The following is an 18,535-nucleotide window of genomic DNA, read 5'->3' on the forward strand; positions in this document are numbered from 1 at the left end:
CCGCCGACCGAGAAAGACATTGGACTATGAGACACCGGGTGATCTGTTTTCAGCAGCCCTTGCCAATGGCATTTGAGCGTTGCACTTGAAATGCGAATGTAAGGCCGTCTGAAAAGCAGTAAGATACGGGCTTTGAAACACAGGATTACGGAGTGACGGCTATGAAACATGAATCATGGGAAGACACCGCCAACCAGCCGACCGTCAGCTACAACATCGGCCGCCTTGACCGCTTGGTCAACCAGCAGTTAAGCGAAGCCTTGAAACCATTGGGCGTGAGTCTGCCGCAATTTACCATGCTGTCGAATCTTCAGCGGCGCGGTGCCACGGCCAATGCCGCATTGGCTGCCCGCTCGTTTATCTCGCCGCAAGCCGCCAATCAGATTGTGAATACCATGGTGGAGCACAATTGGGTCACCAAACGCAACGACCCGAATCACGGCCGCATGGTGTTGATTGAATTGACCGATACCGGCCGCGAAGTGTTCGCCCGCTGCATGAAAGAAGCGGCAGCGTTTGAAGCCAAAATGCTGCAAGGGCTGACACCCGAAAGCGTGATTATGCTTAAAGCCACGGTGCAGCGGCTGTTGGATAATTTGCGCGACGATTAATACAGGCCGTCTGAAAGCTAAATTTATTTTCAGACGGCCTCGATAAAAAATACAGAGAAAATCAATAAAGGAGAAACGATGTTAGGCACAATCATCGCTATAGTTTGTTTGGCCTCATTGGCATTTTTCAGCGCACCGTTGTGGCTGTGGGTTGCTGTGGGCGTATTGGGTTTGCTCACGGGCGTATTCGCATGGTGGTTTGCATTGCTGTGGCTGGCGGTGTGTGCGCTGTTGGGCGTGGCATCGCTGCGGATGAGATTTGTCAGCCGTCCGGCATTTAAGCTGTTTAAAAACATTCTGCCGCCTTTGTCGGCTACCGAACAGGCCGCCATTGATGCGGGTACGGTGTGGTGGGATGCGGAAATTTTCAACGGCAAACCGGATTGGCGCAAATTATCCGGCTATCGCGACCCGAAATTAACCGAAGAAGAACAATCCTTTATCGATAACGAAACCGAAACCTTGTGCCAAATGCTCAATGATTGGCGCTTTACCCATCACGATAAGGATTTACCGCCTGAAGTGTGGCAGTATGTGAAGGATCAGGGCTTTATCGCCATGATTATCGACAAAAAATACGGCGGCAAACAATTCTCGCATTATGCACATGCCAAAGTGGCAACCAAAATCGCCAGCCGCAGCCCGGCCGCGGCGTACATGATTATGCTGCCCAACTCTTTGGGGCCTGCCGAATTGATTCAGCACTACGGCACCGACGAGCAAAAAGACTACTACCTGCCGCGCTTGGCGAAGGGTATTGATATGCCGTGTTTCGCGTTGACCAGCCCGTGGGCAGGCTCGGACGCGGGCGCGATTCCGGACACCGGTTTCGTGTGTTACGGCAGCTACACCGACCCGCGCGACGGCTCGCATCATGAAAACGTATTGGGCGTGCGCGTGAGCTTTGAAAAACGCTGGATTACCATGGCGCCGATTGCCACGGTGATTGGTTTGGCGTTCAAATTGCGCGATCCGGAAGGTTTGCTCGGCGGCAAGGAAGACATCGGCATCACCTGCGCCCTGCTGCCGACCGCGATGGAAGGTCTGTATCACCAACGCCGCCATTACCCGAACGAAACGCCGTTTTGGAACGGGCCGGTGTGGGGTAAAGACATTTTCTTCCCGCTGGAGTGGATTATCGGCGGCCGTGATTACGCCGGTCAGGGCTGGCGCATGTTGATGGAATGTTTGTCCATCGGCCGCTGCATTTCGCTGCCGTCGCAATCGGTGGGCAACGCCAAACACGCCGCATGGACGACTTCCGCATGGGTTGGCATCCGCCAGCAATTCGGTTTGCCGATCGGTAAATTCGAAGGCGTGGCCGACGCATTGGCGCGCATCGGCGGCCACACTTACCAAATGGAAGCCACGCAAGACTTGGCCTTGACCGGCTTGGATTTGGGTGAAAATCCATCGGTGATTTCGGCAATGGTGAAATTCAATAATACCGAACGCCTGCGCAAAGTGATGAACGATGCCATGGATATTCACGGCGGCCGCGCCGTGGTCGGCGGGCCGCGCAACTATCTGGCTTCGATGTACAACGCTGTACCAATCGGCATCACGGTGGAAGGTGCCAACATTTTGACCCGCTGCCTGATGATTTTCGGGCAGGGCGCATTTCGCTGCCATCATCATGTGCTGACCGAAATCAATGCGTTGCAAAAAGATGATGTGAACGCGTTTGACCAAGCCTTTCAGAAACACTTAGGCCAAAGCGCATCCAATGCCGCCCGCAGCTTTGTGTTTGGCCTCACCAACGGTGGCGGCTATGCACCGAGAAGCCCGCTGGCCTTTGCCTACAAACGGCTTAATCGTTTGAGCGCGGCGTTTGCCTTTGCGGCTGACGTGGCCATGTTGAGCTTGGGCGGTGATTTGAAACGCCGCGAAAGCCTGTCCGGCCGCTTGGCCGATGCGTTTTCCAACCTCTACATCGCGTCGGCCTGTCTGAAGCGGTTTGAACGCGAGGGCGCCCAAAAAGCGGATTTGCCGATTGCCGAATATGCCGTGCGTCTGGCTTTATACGAAACCGAAACCGCGTTGGCCGGTCTGATAGCCAACCTGCCCAACCGTTGGGCGGCCGCTTTGTTGCGCGTGGTGGTATTGCCGTTGGGCAAGCGCGAAAGTGCGCCCAAAGACAAATTGGTGCATCAGGTGGCTGCCGATATGCAGCAGCATGGTGAAACGCTGGATCGCCTGACCCGTTTCCGTTTCCATCCGCAGGCTGAAGTGGATAACGGAGATGAGCCGTTGGCGGTGTTGAAACCGGCCATGGAGGCTGTCCGACGTACCAACAAATTGGAACAGACTTTGCGCAAGGCTGAAGCCAAAGGACAATTGTCGACAAACAAGCCGTCTGAAAAAATCAGCGAAGCAGTGGAAAAAGGCTTCATCAGCGCTGATGAAGCCGAACAGTTGCGTGAGGCAAGACGTCTGCTGAAAATAGCCATTACCGTGGACGATTTCGATATGGACTTGAACAAAGCGAATCCGCAACCGTTTGAACACCGTGTTTTTTAATAGGCTGAATTAGCGCAGGCCGTCTGAAAATGATTTCAGATGGCCTTTTCATGCCTTCCGATGTTGTTTGAATAAAAAAACACCCTATCCGTTTCGCTATATAATGTCGCTTTATCAGCAAGGGTTGGGTGGCGTATGGTGTTGGATTGGCGGGAAAATTGTCCGGTGGCGGGCGGTTTGGCAGATTTTGTTTGTGCGGATTCGTTGACGCGGTTTTTGTCGGCGCGCGGGCGGTTTGCGGTGGCAGTTGATGCGTTGGGGCTGACGCAGGATCCGCATCTGTTTGCCGATTATGCGTTGCCGCGGGTGGTTTTCCAGCGCCGCGTCACGTTGCTGCTGGACGGTGTGCCGCTGGTGCATGCGCAAAGTGTTTGTGCGCCGCAGTCGCTTTGGTGCGAACATCTCGACCGAGGGGCGGCTTCGCTGGGATTGCTGCTGTTTTCGAACCGGCTTGAGGGTTTGACGAGAAGCCCTTTGCAGTTTGCCGAGATCGCGCCGTATGCGCTGGCCAGGCGGTCGTGGTTTGAATGGCAGGGAGAGAAATTGTTTTTGTCGGAATGTTTTTTGCCGCAGGCGGCGGAATGTTTTTGAGTTTGGCGGATTGGGGTGGCCGTCTGAATATGCTTGGCTTTTCAGACGGCCTTTTGGTCGGCTGTGAATCCGTTGGTGATTGAAACCGGTGACAGGGAAATAAGTTTGCCGCACGGGCTTGAATTGAGGCCGTCTGAAACCCATATTTTAGGCCGGATTCATTATTAAAAGGCCAATGCCATGAGCAATACCGTTCATTATCTGAAAGATTATCAAACTCCGGCGCACGAAATCCGCAAAACGGATTTGCATTTCGATATTTTCGATACGCACACGCAAGTGAAGGCGCGCTTGCTGGTCGAACCCAAGCGTGCGGGTGCGCCGTTGGTTCTGGACGGTTCGGCGGAACTGGTGTCGCTGAAAATTGATGGCGAAACAGTGGATTATGTTTTAAACGGCGAGCAATTGACAGTGGCGGATGCGCCGTCTGAAGATTTTGTTTTGGAAGTGGAAACGCGCTTGCTGCCGTCTGAAAACAAGTCGCTGATGGGTTTGTATGAGAGCGGCGGCAATCTGTTTACCCAATGCGAACCGGAGGGCTTCCGCAAAATCACGTTTTATCCCGACCGCCCCGATGTGATGAGCAAATTCACCACCACGATTGTGGCCGACAAAAAACGCTATCCGGTGTTGTTGTCCAACGGTAACAAAATCGACGGCGGTGCGCTTTCAGACGGCCGTCACTGGGTTAAATGGCTGGATCCGTTTGCCAAGCCGAGCTATCTGTTTGCGCTGGTGGCGGGCGATTTGGCGCTGACGCAAGACACGTTTACCACGCAGACCGGCCGCGAGGTGGCCATTGAGTTTTACACTGCTGAGGCCGACAAGCCTAAAGTGCCGTTTGCGGTGGAATCGTTGAAACACGCGATGAAATGGGACGAAACGCGCTTCGGGCTGGCTTATGATTTGGATATTTACATGGTCGTGGCCGTCGGCGATTTTAATATGGGCGCGATGGAAAACAAAGGCCTCAATATTTTCAATACCAAATATGTGCTGGCCGACAGTCAAACTGCCACTGATGCGGATTTCGAGGGCATCGAATCGGTTATCGGCCATGAATATTTCCACAATTGGACGGGCAACCGCGTGACCTGCCGCGACTGGTTTCAGCTTTCATTGAAAGAAGGCCTGACTGTGTTCCGCGATCAGGAGTTTTCAGGCGACCGCGCCAGCCGTGCCGTGCGTCGGATTGACAACGTGCGTATGCTGCGCCAGCATCAGTTTCCCGAAGACGCCGGTCCGACCGCGCATCCAGTGCGCCCCGCCAGCTATGAAGAAATGAACAATTTCTACACCATGACCGTGTATGAAAAAGGCGCGGAAGTGGTGCGCATGTATCACACGCTGTTGGGCGAAGAAGGCTTCCAAAAAGGCATGAAGCTCTATTTCAAACGCCACGACGGTCAAGCGGCGACTTGCGATGATTTCCGCAACGCAATGGCCGATGCCAATGAAATCAACCTCGACCAATTTGCTTTATGGTACAGCCAAGCCGGTACGCCGACTTTAGACATCACAGGCCGTCTGAACAATAATGATTTTGTGTTGCACATCAAACAAAGCATTCCGAGCACGCCTGATATGCCGGCTGCGGAGAAAAAGCCGATGATGATGCCGGTGAAAGTCGGTCTGCTCAATCAGCGCGGCGAAGCGGTGGAATTTGACTATCAAGGCGAGCGTGTGAGCGAAGCGGTGTTGCTGTTGACCGAAGCGGAGCAGGAATTTGTGTTGGGCGGGGTCAACGAAGCGGTGGTGCCGTCATTGCTGCGCGGTTTTTCTGCGCCGGTGCATCTGAATTATCCGTATCGAGATGCCGATTTGGCCTTGTTGTTGGCGCATGATTCTGATGAATTCAGCCGTTGGGAAGCCGCGCAAACGCTGTATTCACGCGCGGTTGCTGCCAATCTGGCCGCGATTGAGGCGGGTGAAGATTTGCCGCAGCATACGGGCTTGATTGAGGCAGTGAAACAAGTGTTAAGCAATGCCGATTTAGATGCCGCGTTTAAAGCCGTATTATTGCAAGTGCCATCTGAAAGCGAATTGTGGGATGGTGCCGACAACATTAACCCGTTGCATTACCACCAAGCGCGCGAAGCTTTGCTCAATGCGCTGGCCGAAGCCTGCATCAACGAATTGGCTGAAACGCGCGAATGGGCATTGGCACAAGAAGCTGAAAGCGGCATTGACACGCCGTATGAATACCATCCGGAGCTGGCCGGTGTGCGTGCGCTGCTGGCGGCAGTACGCTTGTTGACGATTCGGGTTGAGCGTCACCAAACCATCCAAGTGGGCAATTACGAAGGCGAACAACGCGCAGATCACGAAGCATCTACCTGCACGCGTTTACAATATTACATTACACGCTATGAGCAACTTTCGCCAAATATGACCCATGAAATCAGCGTGTTGAATACGGTAAACCATTTGGAATACGAAGGCCGCAACACCTTGCTCGACCGTTTTGCCGAACGCTATGCCGATGATGCGCTGGTGATGGACAAATACTTTATCCTGATTGGTGCCAGTCACCGCAGCGACACATTGGCGCAAGTTCAGACGGCCTTAAACCACCCGAAATTCAGCTTGGAAAACCCGAACAAAGCACGTTCATTGCTGGGCAGCTTCAGCCGCAACGTGCCGCATTTCCACGCGGAAAACGGCAGCGGTTACGCATTTATAGCCGATAAGGTGATGGAAATCGACCGCTTCAATCCGCAAGTCGCCGCGCGTTTGGTACAGGCATTCAATATTTGCCGCAAACTCGAACCGCATCGTCGTGCTTTGATGACTGCGCAACTGCAACGCATTCAAGCGCAGGAAGGCTTGTCGAAAGATGTAGGCGAGATTGTGGGCAAGATTTTGGCTTGATAGATTGAAATAAAGAAAAGGCCGTCTGAAAGATAATCTTTCAGACGGCCTTTTGGTAGCTTAGATAGTTGTTTGTTGTACGCATTTTTCTGCCAATCCAATCATTGCTTTAGCTGCTTCTGTGCGTAAATATTTCGGGTCTAGTCCGTTGCTTCCTAACCGGAAACGGTCAAGGCCGTCTGAATCTTTGAAGGCTTGATACAGTAAAACAGCATCAGCTTGATTCGGCAGGTGTTTTTGAATTCGCTCAATGCCGAAATCATCATCTCGGTCGTGGTATTTCATCAATGCGGCGGCAATCGGGTCAAATGCTAAAGCGTGTTCGGCGCAATATTCACGATAGTACACCGAAGCCCGCCCGCCGTGGCCGGTATCGTAGCCGTCGTCTTGGCGGCGCGAATCATGAAACACCGCAGCGGTGCAGAGTATGTCGCGCTGTGTTTCGGTCAGATTCAGCCGTTCGCCTAAGATAACGGCGTAAAACAGCACGCGCGCGCAATGGGCGAAACCGTGCAAATCGCTGTGGATTTGAAACTTGATTTCGCGGTGAAGAAATTCATACCAATGCCGGTAACGTTGCCATGCCGTCTGAAAGCGTTCAGACGGCATTTCTTCACGCATAAAGGTTTCAAGCAAATTCAGCATTGAGTTGCTCCAGCCATTCCGTTAAGCCGTTGGCTACGCCGAGTGAGCGAGGGGCGATTTCTGGCGGAATATAGATTTCGCCTTTGTTGACAGTGATGTAAAACGCATTGTCGCGGGCATAGACTTGCTGCATAAATGGCAGCTTAATCAGTTGGTTGTGTGTGCCGACACCTTCGATTTCAAACAAGCGTTCTTCAGCAAAACCGGCTTGGCGGAAGTGGTTGTCGAAATTGCTGGTAACAACAAAATAATCTTTGTTTTTTAAGATATTGCGTAAATCGGCCATTACTTTTCCGGCCGGTTTTTGCACGTTCATATAATGGTAGAGTCGTGCAAAATACGCCCAGTAGCTTTCTTGGCTTGGGAACGGATAAAAGCAGCCGTGTATCATGCTGCGAAAGCCGTATTTTTGCGAAAAATCACCGAAATGGGCGTGAAAATCGGCGTTGTCGGCGAAAATATGGATACCTTCGGCGATGGATAAGCCATTGCTGGCGCCGACGACGATCTTTTCTGCTTGGCGGATTTTATCGGCAATCACATTAAGCGGCGGATTCATGGTTTTGCTCCTGTTGGTTTTTCAATGCCACTAAGTCGTGCAGGGTAGCAGCGATATCGTGGTCGAAAATCACTGCTTTGCCTTCTTTCATGGCCGGAAAGAAATCTTCTTTTTGGTTGATGCGGATAAGGAAAGCATTCAGCCACAGGTTGGCCATTTTAGAAAATGGATATTTGATGATGTTGGGCGTCATGCGGCCCACACCCATTTCGATAAATAAGATTTTCTTATTGTGGTTTTTCACCACGAAATCTTGGTAAATCGCCAGTTTTTCTGCCCAGAATGTGCCTTCCAAAAATTCGTATGAACGAATCCACGGTTCTAAATCGGCGCCGCAATTCGGGCAGGTTGGAATGGTGGCCGGATTGACAGCGCAATCTTCGATGCTCGCCGCCATTTTTCTGACGGCTTCTTCTGCCGGATACACCGCATCATGGCATGGTTTGCTACATTGCAGCCAATGCGCATCGCCTTGCGGATAGGCAATTTTGTCTTCATCAAATACTTTGGAAAACTGCATGTCTTGGTTGGTGGTAATGACGAAATGAGGTTTGTCGCCTACCAGTTTCCGCAAATCGAGATAGGTTTGTCCTGCCGGCTCGTCAAACATGGCGGTGGCGTGTTTGGATAGATATGCCCAACGGCTTTGACGGTTTGGATAGCGGTGATATAAGGCTTGGAAACAGCCGGTTACGCTGAATTTTTGTTCGAATTCGGTGAAGTGTTTTTTGAAATAATCGCTGTGATTGTAAAAGTCGTGACCATTGGCGGTGGATAAACCGGAAGCGCCGCCGATGATAATGACTTCAGCTTCACGGATTTTCTCAACAGCTTGTTTTAACTGGGTTTGGTAATCTTGATTCATGATTTCGCCTTGTGTGATAGATAAGTTATGGCTATAATATTGGCGATATATTTTTTAAAACAAGTATGCACTTTTTAGATATATACTATCTAAAAGGATAGTTAAAAATGAAAGAACAGAGCGGATGAAAGAATACAAAAGCAAGATTATTGCCGATGAGGAAACCTTCTTCAGCTATACGCAATCGGTATTGAACGGCAAATGGAAATTGCAGATTATCTATGTTTTGTCGAAATACGAAGTGGTGCGCTACAACGAATTGCGGCGGCTATTGGGTGAGATTACTTTTAAAATGTTGAGCAATACCTTGAAGGAAATGGAAGCCGATGGTTTGATTCACCGTGAGGAGTATCCGCAGATTCCGCCAAAAGTAGAATACAGCCTGACGGAAAAAGGCCGTTCGCTGTGGCCGATTATTCGCAGCATGTGTGACTGGGGCGAGAAAAACCGCGTGATGGCAGCGAAAGATTAACGCATAATTTAAACGTTTATCGATGAAATAGAAGAAGGCCGTCTGAAAGATTATCTTTCAGACGGCCTTCTGATTTTAAATGTTATTCAGCCAATTCGGTTTGCTCGTGCGACATGATTTCTTGTCCCACGTCTTCCATCAGGCTTAAGTAACGTTCGTAGTTTTTCAGCATGTCGGCAATCAATTCTTCACGGCTCATGTATTGCACGTCGTAGCCGGTGCGGCCGTCTGAAAAATAGGTGACCGGTGCGTAAGTGGTGTTGCTGCGGATATGCGGCAGGTTACTTTCCTGTACCAATTGCTCGGCGATGTCGTAACGCACGGATTTGATGCCGTATACGAAGTTACGCATGGTCGATTTTTCAATCACCAATTCAATCGACGGTTCTTCATCGTTCAACGCTTCGGTGTTGACTTGCACGGTCAGACCATAGCCTTTGTTCATTTCCATACTCAATTCACGCATGGCCGGCAGGGCGGTGTATTTCAGGAAACTGTGGATATCATGTTCCTGAGATTGGTTGAGCATGGTTTGCAAACGCTCTCTCCAACGCTCGCCTGTCCAATAGCTGCTGGTTGGGGTCACTGCTGCTTTGAAGTATTTCTGGTCGGCTTCTAAGGCTTTCCATAAACTGAAGGCCATCAGAATCATCAAAAATGCAAACGGCAAAGCAGTAATCAGGGTCATAGTTTGCAATACACTCATGCCGCCGGAATTGAGCAGGGCAATAGCAATCGCCGACATCAAAATACCCCACATGATGGCCTGCCATTTTGGCGAGACCATGCTTTTATCACGTGACGCAATGCTGTTCAACACATAAATGCCGGAGTCGGCAGAGGTGATGAAGAACAAAGAAATGATGATCAGGGCGACAATGCTGCTCAATGTTGGCAACGGCAGGTAGTCTAAGAAGGCAAACAGCAATTTTTCTGGTGAAGAAGTCAGGCCAGCCAAGGCACCGTTAGCCACGTTGGCATCCAGCCAGATGGCGCTGTTACCGAAGATGGTAAACCACAACACGCAATACACGCTTGGAATCACCAATACACCAAAAATAAATTCACGAATGGTGCGGCCGCGTGAAATACGAGCGATAAACAGGCCGACAAATGGCGCCCATGAACACCACCATGCCCAGTAAAGCACGGTCCAACCGTTGAACCAAGCGGTATTGCTGGATTCGTACACATAGGTTTTGAAGCTCAGTTCGACCAAATTACTGATGTAATCGCCCAAGTTGTTGCTGAATGCACCCAGTAAGTGCAGGGTAGGACCAGTGCACAATACGAACAACATCAACAATACGGCCAATACCAAGTTGGTTTCACTCAGGATTTTTACGCCCTTACCCACGCCGGATACGGCTGAAGTCACGGCCAGTGTCATCACGGCAATAATCACGATAACTTGCATGCTGAAGCTGTTTTGCGATACCCAACCAATTTGCTGCAAGCCTGAGCCCAACTGCATGGCGCCAAAGCCCAAGGTAGTAATAATACCGAACAGCGTGGCAATCAGCGCCATGACTTCAATGGCATCACCCAAGCGGCCGTTGATTTTGTCTTTTAAAATCGGATAAAAACACGAACGCAAGGCCAGCGGTAATTTATAGCGGAAACCGAAATAGGCCAGCGCCAAAGCAATCACGCCATAAATCGCCCACGCATGGATGCCCCAGTGGAAAAAGGTATGCAGCATAGCAGATTCTGCATCGCCGTTACTGATGGGGTCAGCATAGTGTGACAAGGGTTCGGCCACGCCAAAAAACATCAAACCTACGCCCATGCCCGCGGCAAACAGCATAGACAGCCACGACATGAATGAAAATTCAGGCTCTTCTTCATCGGTGCCCAATTTGATGCTGCCAAGATTACTGATGGCAAGGAAGATTAAGAAAAACAAGAAAATCGAAAAGGTTAAAATATAAAACCAGCTAAAATGCTGAAAAATACCTTCTTTCAGAAAGTTGAGCGTATTTTGCATGCCCACCGGAAAAGCGAGTGTGCCGACCAGTAATAGAACAACGAAAATTAATGTGGCGACAATCACAATTGGATTGAAAGAGGATTTATTTTGGATGAGCGAGTTAAGACTCATTAACTTCTCCATATTGGTATCGCGTCAGATAGCGATATAAATTTCAGACGGCCTTCTGTCATAAACAGAAAAAGCGAAGGTAAGAAACAATTTAATCAAAGCCGTTAAATTGCTTTTTTGAGAAAATAATCAATAATTATAACGAATTAACAAGTTTCTGTAAAATTGCCAACAATTAGCCGGAATTTTTAAGATATTTTATGTTTTTAGTTATTTGATTTTAAGTGAGAAAATTTTTTAAACAAGAAGGTTATGAAAAATAGGGAAATATGAATAGGGAAATATGAATTTTAATCTTCTGAATCAATGATGTGTGAAACTTGTGGGTGAACTTAGCGATGGAATAGGGAGGAGTGGGTAATAAAAAACCCGCTTTATTCAAAAGCGGGTTTAAATTAGGTAAATTAACCTTTACGAGCAGGCAATTTTTCTTTAATACGGGCTGCTTTACCAGTCAAGCCACGCAAGTAGTACAGTTTCGCACGGCGAACGTCACCACGGCGTTTTACTTCGATTTTTTCAACGTTTGGAGAGTACAGTTGGAAAGTACGCTCAACGCCTTCACCGCTAGAGATTTTGCGTACGATGAAGTTGCTGTTTAAGCCACGATTACGACGGGCGATGACCACGCCTTCGTAAGCTTGTAAACGGCTACGGGTACCCTCTACTACGCGTACAGACACGACTACGGTGTCACCTGGTGCAAATTCAGGGATTTCTTTGTTCAAACGAGCGATTTCTTCTTGCTCTAATTGTTGAATCAGGTTCATTGTTTTTCCTAGATTATGATTGGATTTCCCGTTGCTCTGCCAAGATTTCTTGTAAGAGGCGGGTTTCCTTTGGGATTAAACTGCGCTTTTCCAGAAGATCCGGTCTGCGCGCTAATGTGCGTTGCAGCGATTGTTTCAACCGCCACTCGGCAATCAATGCATGGTTGCCCGAACGCAAAACATCCGGCACGGCCATGCCTTGAAATTCTAAAGGTTTGGTGTAATGCGGACAGTCTAACAGGCCGTCTGAAAACGAATCCTGCTCGGCAGACTGAATATCGCCCAATACACCAGGTACAAATCTTAATACCGCGTCCATCAGCATCATCGCCGGCAATTCACCACCAGAAACGACAAAATCGCCCATGCTGATTTCTTCGTCAACGCTGTGTTGCAACAAGCGCTCGTCAATGCCTTCATAGCGGCCGCACAATAAAATCAGGCTGTCTGATTGCGCCAATTCAACCGCTTTTTGATGGTTGAACAATGCGCCTTGCGGGCTGAGGTAAATCACTTTGCTGTTGCTTGCGCTGTTTTTTTTCGCTTCATCGATTGCGGCTTGCAACGGAGGCGCTTGCATAATCATGCCCGGGCCGCCGCCGAAAGGGCGGTCATCGATGTAGCCGAGTTTGTTGTCGGCAAATCGGCGCGGATTAATGGCATGAAATTGCCATAAATTCTGCTTTCTTGCCCGACCGGTCACGCCGTATTCGGTAATGCTGTCAAACATTTCCGGAAACAAGGTAATGCTTTGAATCAACATCAGTAATCCAAGCCCCAGTCAACGGTGATGGTCTGTTTGTCGGCATCTACGTTTCCAACGTATTGCGACACAAACGGAATCAGCTTTTGACCATATTCGCCGTGAATTACCAAGACATCATTGGCACCGGTTTCCATTAGGTTTTTGACCGTACCTAAAGTCAAGCCTTCTTGGTTGACAACGGTCATGCCCACTAAATCTGCCCAGTAGAATTCATCTTCTTCAGTCGGGGCAAATTCGGAGCGGGGGATTTCGATGGTATAACCGCGCAGCAAAAATGCTTGGTTGCGGTCATCGATACCTTCGAATTTTACCTGTAATTCATCGCCGACGGCTTTACCGGCTTCGATGGTGACGGTCAGGATTTCGCCGTCTTTGCGTAACTGCCATTGCGGGTAGTCCAGCAGGCTGTCGGTGTATTCGGTGTTGGCAGCGATTTTAAGCCAGCCTTTGACGCCGAATACGCCTTTAATGTAGCCCATGGCTACCCATTGTTGCGTGTCTGTCATGGCAATGTGCGGTTAATTAAGCAGCAGCTTTTTGCTCTTTAACCAATTTGGCAACGGCTTCGCTCAATTGCGCGCCTTGACCGATCCAGTGGTTCAGGCGGTCAGTAGCCAAGCGTACGCGTTCTTGTTTTTCATTGGCAACTGGGTTGTAGAAGCCAACGCGCTCGATGAAGCGGCCGTCGCGACGGTTGCGTGAATCAGCAACCACGATGTTGTAGAAAGGGCGGTGTTTAGAGCCACTACGAGCCAAACGGATAACTACCATTTTTTGAGTCCTTTTGATAAATTCGGAGATATAGAAACTGTTTATTTTAGGTTAGTTTGTGGTGTTTAGGCAAGTATTTATTGCCTAAACTTCTCCTTGCCTTGCTCTTCGGTTGGTAAAAGGTTGAGTTTGGCTTGGTAAAGATTTTTGTCCTGCTCCGATTCCATCAGGCTAAAGCCTGATTTTTCGGCCAATTTCAGCATGGCGGTGTTTTCTTTTAGGATTTCCGCGCTCATGCTTTGGTAGCCTTGTTGTGTTGCTAATCGGATAATCAGTTGCATCATTTCGTGCGCCAAACCGCTGCCGCGCATGTCTTCGGAAACGGTAATGCCAAATTCGCATTCATCACGGGTTAGACGACTGAAGCGGCTGACGGCGACAATCAGGCCGTCTGAATTTTCGGCAATCCATGCGCCTTCGCTGTGGTAATCGAGCTTGCTGAATCGGGCAAGTGTCGGTTGTGGTAGCGCGTTGGTGCGGGTCATGAAGCGGGTGTAGCGCGATTGCGGTGACAGTCGGCGGATAAATTGCTGTTTCGCTTCGGCATCTTCGGGTTCAAACGGGCGAACCGATACGGTTTGCCCATTCTTTAACTTAATTTCGCTTGGATAATCGGTTGGATAAGGGGCGAGCACGTTTTCTGCCGGTTTGGGTTTGTCGGTGTTGTTTTTTTGATGCCAAAATTCGGCAGCTGCTTCACTGGTGGTGCGGATAAATTCGCTGGCACGGGCATTGCTGTGACGCAGGAATTCGGCAGCAGCCTGCATGCGGTGGTTGAAGTCATCGGCAGTCGGCAGATTTGGTTTTTCGACAGTTTTTTCAGACGGCCTGTTATTTTTATGCGAAGCAGGCGCAGGTTGGGTAGGCCATCTGAAATCGCTGCTGATTTGGTTGCTGCTGATATTCAGGATAATTTCGCCGTTGAACAGCTCGGGATTTTGCACCAAGGCATTCATGCTGTGCACAAACTGCTCGATGGCATCTTGATAGCGGTTTAAGTCGGTAAAACGCAAAAGACGTGCCGTATCGAGCGTGGTAAACGGTGGCAACACGGCGATGGTACGGTTTAGGTCGGCTGCACTGATGATGGCGCCGTATTGGGGATGCCGTCTGAAAGTCAGTTTGACCAACGGATAAGTATTGTCATTTTGATAGGCAGGCAGATGCAGTACGGCCGCTAAGTTTTTAGCATGGTCTTTGGCCGCGGCAACAGCTTCGCCGTCGATGTTTTTCAGACGGCCTGATTTTGCCGGTGCGATTTCGTGCTGTATCTGTTGTAAACGATCGGCGACATTGCGTAAATACAAGGCTTGTAAGGCTTGTTCGGGGTTGGGGAAATGTAACAGGCCGTCTGAAACATGGCTGCTGATGAGCAAGGGTTTATCGGTTTGTTTGGCCAAATGATTCAGCATTTTACCGATGGCGGTTTCATTGTGCTCGGCGCTCGGTGCAATTACCGCGAGCAGGGCTTGGGTGTGATTTTGCTGCAATTGTTGCGCGGCCATGCTGCGGTAATGTGCGGCGGTAGGTATGCTGCCCAGATAGCCGTTTTGCAGATTGGGTTTTTCAGACGGCAGGGTTAATTGGATGCCCATTTCAGCGGCAATTGGTTGTAACCAGCCAATCGGCGTGTTGCCCAGCGCGGTGAGCTGGTTGCTTGGCTTGATTTCGGACAAACGGGCATGTAGAGCGGCAGCCAATTCGTTGTGGTTGAGTGTCAGCAGGAAATTGCAGTGGCGGCTTAGGCTTTCTAAAATAGCGCGTTCTGTATCGTCCACGGCATGGGTGCAGTACACGATAATTGGGGTGTGGCGGGCGAAGTGGCGGATGGCGCTGAACAGTTTGCGCTGGTTTTCGGCAGGGTTATGCTGCACCACGGCGATGCGGGTATGGCGGTTGTGGCCGAAGCGGTTGATCCAATCGGCAGCAGAAGTAGGGCTGAGGTCGTAATTCAGGCTGATGTGGCGTGAAACACCTTGCTGCATACGGCGCAACATGACATCGATTTCGCTGCTGACTGCTGCTTGTCCGGTCAATAGTGCAACATGACCGGCCGGAAAATCGGGCAACAGGCCGGTGTTTAGCCCTTGGGTGGGCAATTGAATGCCGGCAGGGCTGCACACGCTGATGTTTAATTCCTGCCCGTGATGCTTTTGAATCGCTTGGCGGGCAGTTTGCCAATCTTCTTCGCTAAGGCTTTCCCAGTCTTGAATCAAAATCAAGTGGTGAAGCTGCTTTTTACGGCAGGCTTTAAACAGCGTTTCGTAGCTGTCGGGTGGGGTGACGACAATCACCAAGTCGGCTTGGTCGTCGATTTTGTTTAAATTCGGGTATGAAGGCAAACCGGCCACGGTTTTGTGGCGTAAATTGACCGGCGTGATTTCACCTTGAAACGAAGAACCTAGAAGCGCGGTTAAGATGCGTTCGCCCAAAGTGTGCGGCCGTTCGCTCGCGCCAACCAAGATGATGTGTTGTGGCATGAAAAAATAGCCGGGCATGGGCTGTGTATTCATGAGGGTGCTTTCGTGTGAAATCGGTTGCGTTAATGAAAAAGGCCGTCTGAAAACAAAGGTATTTTCAGACGGCCTTGATGGGTTTATACCGCTGCAGCGTTTTTGCTTTTTTCACCGGAAGGTTTGGTTTTCGGGAAAATGAAACGCATATTCAAGCCGTTAGGTTTGACATTTTCGGCGATGATTTTACCGTTGTGCTGCTCGACAATGTGCTTGGTCAAAGCCAAGCCTAGGCCGGTGCCCGGTTTGCTGGCGCTGGAGTCGGCGCGGTAAAATGCAGTGAAAATGTGCGGCAATTGCATTTCATCTACTCCCGGACCGTTGTCGGTAATATTCACAATCCAGTTTTTACTGTCTTGGCCGATGTTGACTTTGATGTCGCTGCCTTCAGGGCTGTAATTCATGGCATTGCGAATCACATTGTCAAACGCGCGATATAAATAGCTCTCGTTGGCCGACACAGTGGCGGTTTCCGGAATTTTGCCTTGAATTTGTAAGGTGACGGACTGATGGTTTTGTTGCGCCACGCTTTGGCTGTCTTCCACTAAATTGGTTAAGAAAGGAATCAGTTTCAGGTTTTCCTTTTCCTGCGGCATGTTGGACGTTTCCAAGCGCGACAGAGTCAGCAACTCGCCCACCAAGGTATCCATACGCGTTAATTCGTCTTCCAAGCGTTTCAGGTATTGATCCTGCTTTTGTGGCTGCGCTTGAATCAGGCCGACAATGGCCTGCATGCGTGCCAGCGGCGAGCGCATTTCGTGGGAAACGTGGTGCAGCAGGTGACGCTCTTTGGCGACCAGCTTTTGCAGTTTTTCCGCCATTTTGTCGAATTGCTGTGCCAAGTGCGACAATTCATCATCACGATCGTCAACTTGTTGCGAAATACGCGTTTCCAAATCGCCATTGGCCACGCGATTCATGCCTTTACCCAAAATACGGATGGGCTTGGTGATGTTGGCCGCCAAGATGTAGGCAGTCAGCAAGCCGACCAGAATGATGAAGGAAAGGATGATGAATTCGTGCCAAATCGGCGGCAGTGGCAAGCCGGGAATGAACAACGGGCTTGGCAAACGTTGCGCCTGTTGATTGTCCCAGCCGCGCACGAAGAAGAGATATTCTTCGCCGAAGCGGTCGTAGTCGATGTGTGCCAAATCGGATTTTGGGTTGTTGATGGCAAAGGCGCGGGCGCGTTCAATCATTTTGGTGTCGATGTCGCGGTCGAGAATATCGCGCTTGTTGTCGCCGAGAATGACAAAAACACCGTTGGAGACGGGGCTGTCTTTCCATTCGAACAAAATCTCGCGCGCACCGGCATCGCCGCGTGATTTAAACGCGGAAACAATGCTGTTCATCAACGTCGTTTCGATGGTACGGCGTTGATTAAACTGGTTTTCGGCCAAGGTGTTTTGCATCAGCCAAAATGAAAAACTCGCCACAAAGATTGCGCAGATAATCACGGCGCAAAATGTGGCGAATATGCGTTGAAACAGTTTCATGGGGACTGAATCTTAGTTTTTAACAAACAAATAGCCCAAGCCGCGCACGGTTTGAATCAACGAAGCATCGCCCAATTTGTGGCGGATGCTGGAGATATGCACGTCGATGCTGCGGTCGAATTTGGCCAATTTGCGGTCTAAGGCTTCGACAGACAAGGTCTCTTTGCTCACGACTTGGCCGGCATGGCGCATCAATACTTCCAGCAGGTTGAATTCGGTGCTGGTCAATTCCAACGGGGAGTCTTTGATGGTGGCTTGGCGTTTGGCCGGATACAGCACCACATCGCTCACGGCAATGCTGTTTGGCGTATTGCTTTGCTCGGCATTATTTTGTGCGCGACGCAGAATCGCGTTGATACGCGCCAACAATTCGCGTGGGGTGCAAGGTTTTGGCACATAGTCGTCTGCGCCCATTTCCAAACCGATGATGCGGTCGATGTCGTCACCTTTGGCGGTCAACATAATCACCGGTATGGTGCTTTGGGTGCGGACGTTTTTCAAAACATCCAAGCCGTTCATTTTCGGCATCATGGAATCCAATACGACCACGTCGTATTGACCCGATAAGATTTCCTGCACGCCAGCTTCTCCGTCGGGAACGCTGTGTACGTTCAGGCCTTCGGCGGTCAGGTATTCGGTTAACAGTTCGGTCAATAAAGCGTCGTCATCTACCAATAGTACGCGGCTCATGAGAATTCCTTTTTGGTGGTTGTATGCGCTGTTTTTGTTTGGTTATTAACAAAAGCAGTGAATCAAGAATAGCACTTATCTTAACACGCATTGCATTATTGTTGATAGCTTCTTTTTCTATGCTTTTGCGCTTTTTTGCAATGAATGTAAAGGCCTTTACATTTCAGACGGCCTATTGGAAACAATAGGCCCTTACATTCGCATTTCAAGTGCAACGCTCAAATGCCATTGGCAAGGGCTGCTGAAAACAGATCACCCGGTGTCTCATAGTCCAATGTCTTTCTCGGTCGGCGG

General features: G+C 49.9%; 16 protein-coding genes. 5 read left to right on the forward strand and 11 right to left on the reverse strand.

Annotation, left to right across the window (positions count from 1 at the left end; translation table 11 throughout):
- Positions 1 to 161 precede the first annotated feature (161 nt).
- The 4 genes from CRG49_RS08405 (at position 162) to pepN (ending at position 6,593) form a co-directional block, all read left to right on the forward strand.
- On the forward strand, positions 162 to 611 hold the full coding sequence (locus tag CRG49_RS08405; RefSeq protein WP_095503720.1) for a MarR family winged helix-turn-helix transcriptional regulator: 450 nt from the start codon (positions 162 to 164) through the stop codon (positions 609 to 611).
- Between the two features lie 78 nt (positions 612 to 689).
- On the forward strand, positions 690 to 3,131 hold the full coding sequence (locus CRG49_RS08410; RefSeq protein WP_095503719.1) for an acyl-CoA dehydrogenase: 2,442 nt from the start codon (positions 690 to 692) through the stop codon (positions 3,129 to 3,131).
- Between the two features lie 135 nt (positions 3,132 to 3,266).
- Positions 3,267 to 3,722: a chorismate lyase gene (locus CRG49_RS08415; RefSeq protein WP_095503718.1), complete on the forward strand. Its 456-nt coding sequence runs from the start codon at positions 3,267 to 3,269 to the stop codon at positions 3,720 to 3,722.
- Positions 3,723 to 3,902: 180 nt separating this feature from the next.
- Positions 3,903 to 6,593, forward strand: coding sequence for an aminopeptidase N (gene pepN, locus CRG49_RS08420; RefSeq protein WP_095503717.1), 2,691 nt, complete (start codon positions 3,903 to 3,905; stop codon positions 6,591 to 6,593).
- Positions 6,594 to 6,653: 60 nt separating this feature from the next.
- Here pepN and CRG49_RS08425 read toward each other — a convergent pair whose 3' ends face one another.
- From CRG49_RS08425 to CRG49_RS08435, 3 genes are read right to left on the reverse strand one after another with little or no spacing between them, the layout of a single operon-like run.
- Positions 6,654 to 7,238 (reverse strand): HD domain-containing protein, encoded by a 585-nt coding sequence (locus tag CRG49_RS08425; RefSeq protein WP_095503716.1) that lies wholly within the window; start codon positions 7,236 to 7,238, stop codon positions 6,654 to 6,656.
- Entirely contained in the window at positions 7,222 to 7,797 is a 576-nt protein-coding gene (locus CRG49_RS08430; protein ID WP_095503715.1) for a hypothetical protein, read from the reverse strand. The genes CRG49_RS08425 and CRG49_RS08430 overlap by 17 nt, the downstream gene beginning before the upstream one ends.
- Positions 7,781 to 8,662 carry an NAD-dependent protein deacetylase gene (locus CRG49_RS08435; RefSeq protein WP_095503714.1) on the reverse strand — a complete coding sequence of 294 codons (882 nt, stop codon included), beginning with the start codon at positions 8,660 to 8,662 and terminating at the stop codon, positions 7,781 to 7,783. The genes CRG49_RS08430 and CRG49_RS08435 overlap by 17 nt, the downstream gene beginning before the upstream one ends.
- A gap of 124 nt (positions 8,663 to 8,786) precedes the next feature.
- Between CRG49_RS08435 and CRG49_RS08440 the strand changes: the two genes are divergently transcribed.
- Positions 8,787 to 9,134, forward strand: coding sequence for a helix-turn-helix domain-containing protein (locus CRG49_RS08440; RefSeq protein WP_095503713.1), 348 nt, complete (start codon positions 8,787 to 8,789; stop codon positions 9,132 to 9,134).
- A gap of 82 nt (positions 9,135 to 9,216) precedes the next feature.
- On the opposite strand, the gene CRG49_RS08445 is transcribed toward CRG49_RS08440, so the two are convergent.
- The 8 genes from CRG49_RS08445 to CRG49_RS08480 form a co-directional block, all read right to left on the reverse strand.
- Positions 9,217 to 11,235, reverse strand: a complete 2,019-nt coding sequence (locus tag CRG49_RS08445; protein ID WP_095503712.1) for a BCCT family transporter — start codon at positions 11,233 to 11,235, stop codon at positions 9,217 to 9,219.
- A gap of 404 nt (positions 11,236 to 11,639) precedes the next feature.
- Complete coding sequence (gene rplS / locus CRG49_RS08450; RefSeq protein WP_095503711.1) at positions 11,640 to 12,005, reverse strand: 50S ribosomal protein L19; 366 nt, start codon at positions 12,003 to 12,005, stop codon at positions 11,640 to 11,642.
- 13 nt (positions 12,006 to 12,018) lie between these two features.
- Positions 12,019 to 12,768 carry a tRNA (guanosine(37)-N1)-methyltransferase TrmD gene (gene trmD, locus CRG49_RS08455; RefSeq protein ID WP_095503710.1) on the reverse strand — a complete coding sequence of 250 codons (750 nt, stop codon included), beginning with the start codon at positions 12,766 to 12,768 and terminating at the stop codon, positions 12,019 to 12,021.
- The gene (gene rimM, locus CRG49_RS08460) at positions 12,768 to 13,277 is read right to left on the reverse strand and encodes a ribosome maturation factor RimM (RefSeq protein ID WP_095503709.1); all 510 of its coding nucleotides are present in this window, start codon (positions 13,275 to 13,277) and stop codon (positions 12,768 to 12,770) included. The genes trmD and rimM overlap by 1 nt, the downstream gene beginning before the upstream one ends.
- A 16-nt stretch (positions 13,278 to 13,293) precedes the next feature.
- Positions 13,294 to 13,542 carry a 30S ribosomal protein S16 gene (gene rpsP / locus CRG49_RS08465; RefSeq protein WP_095503708.1) on the reverse strand — a complete coding sequence of 83 codons (249 nt, stop codon included), beginning with the start codon at positions 13,540 to 13,542 and terminating at the stop codon, positions 13,294 to 13,296.
- A gap of 77 nt (positions 13,543 to 13,619) precedes the next feature.
- Positions 13,620 to 16,055, reverse strand: a complete 2,436-nt coding sequence (locus CRG49_RS08470; RefSeq protein WP_095503707.1) for a bifunctional acetate--CoA ligase family protein/GNAT family N-acetyltransferase — start codon at positions 16,053 to 16,055, stop codon at positions 13,620 to 13,622.
- Between the two features lie 83 nt (positions 16,056 to 16,138).
- Positions 16,139 to 17,551 carry a HAMP domain-containing sensor histidine kinase gene (locus CRG49_RS08475; protein WP_095503706.1) on the reverse strand — a complete coding sequence of 471 codons (1,413 nt, stop codon included), beginning with the start codon at positions 17,549 to 17,551 and terminating at the stop codon, positions 16,139 to 16,141.
- A 12-nt stretch (positions 17,552 to 17,563) separates the two neighbouring features.
- Positions 17,564 to 18,241 carry a response regulator transcription factor gene (locus tag CRG49_RS08480; RefSeq protein ID WP_095503705.1) on the reverse strand — a complete coding sequence of 226 codons (678 nt, stop codon included), beginning with the start codon at positions 18,239 to 18,241 and terminating at the stop codon, positions 17,564 to 17,566.
- Positions 18,242 to 18,535: the final 294 nt, after the last annotated feature.

The sequence above is a fragment of the Neisseria sp. N95_16 genome, assembly GCF_002551535.2.
Lineage (GTDB): Bacteria > Pseudomonadota > Gammaproteobacteria > Burkholderiales > Neisseriaceae > Neisseria > Neisseria brasiliensis.

Coding starts and splice junctions, on each gene's coding strand:
- CRG49_RS08405 (WP_095503720.1), top strand. CDS start 162: ATGAAACATGAATCATGGGAAGACACCGCCAACCAGCCGACCGTCAGC.
- CRG49_RS08410 (WP_095503719.1), top strand. CDS start 690: ATGTTAGGCACAATCATCGCTATAGTTTGTTTGGCCTCATTGGCATTT.
- CRG49_RS08415 (WP_095503718.1), top strand. CDS start 3,267: ATGGTGTTGGATTGGCGGGAAAATTGTCCGGTGGCGGGCGGTTTGGCA.
- pepN (WP_095503717.1), top strand. CDS start 3,903: ATGAGCAATACCGTTCATTATCTGAAAGATTATCAAACTCCGGCGCAC.
- CRG49_RS08425 (WP_095503716.1), bottom strand. CDS start 7,238: ATGCTGAATTTGCTTGAAACCTTTATGCGTGAAGAAATGCCGTCTGAA.
- CRG49_RS08430 (WP_095503715.1), bottom strand. CDS start 7,797: ATGAATCCGCCGCTTAATGTGATTGCCGATAAAATCCGCCAAGCAGAA.
- CRG49_RS08435 (WP_095503714.1), bottom strand. CDS start 8,662: ATGAATCAAGATTACCAAACCCAGTTAAAACAAGCTGTTGAGAAAATC.
- CRG49_RS08440 (WP_095503713.1), top strand. CDS start 8,787: ATGAAAGAATACAAAAGCAAGATTATTGCCGATGAGGAAACCTTCTTC.
- CRG49_RS08445 (WP_095503712.1), bottom strand. CDS start 11,235: ATGAGTCTTAACTCGCTCATCCAAAATAAATCCTCTTTCAATCCAATT.
- rplS (WP_095503711.1), bottom strand. CDS start 12,005: ATGAACCTGATTCAACAATTAGAGCAAGAAGAAATCGCTCGTTTGAAC.
- trmD (WP_095503710.1), bottom strand. CDS start 12,768: ATGTTGATTCAAAGCATTACCTTGTTTCCGGAAATGTTTGACAGCATT.
- rimM (WP_095503709.1), bottom strand. CDS start 13,277: ATGACAGACACGCAACAATGGGTAGCCATGGGCTACATTAAAGGCGTA.
- rpsP (WP_095503708.1), bottom strand. CDS start 13,542: ATGGTAGTTATCCGTTTGGCTCGTAGTGGCTCTAAACACCGCCCTTTC.
- CRG49_RS08470 (WP_095503707.1), bottom strand. CDS start 16,055: ATGAATACACAGCCCATGCCCGGCTATTTTTTCATGCCACAACACATC.
- CRG49_RS08475 (WP_095503706.1), bottom strand. CDS start 17,551: ATGAAACTGTTTCAACGCATATTCGCCACATTTTGCGCCGTGATTATC.
- CRG49_RS08480 (WP_095503705.1), bottom strand. CDS start 18,241: ATGAGCCGCGTACTATTGGTAGATGACGACGCTTTATTGACCGAACTG.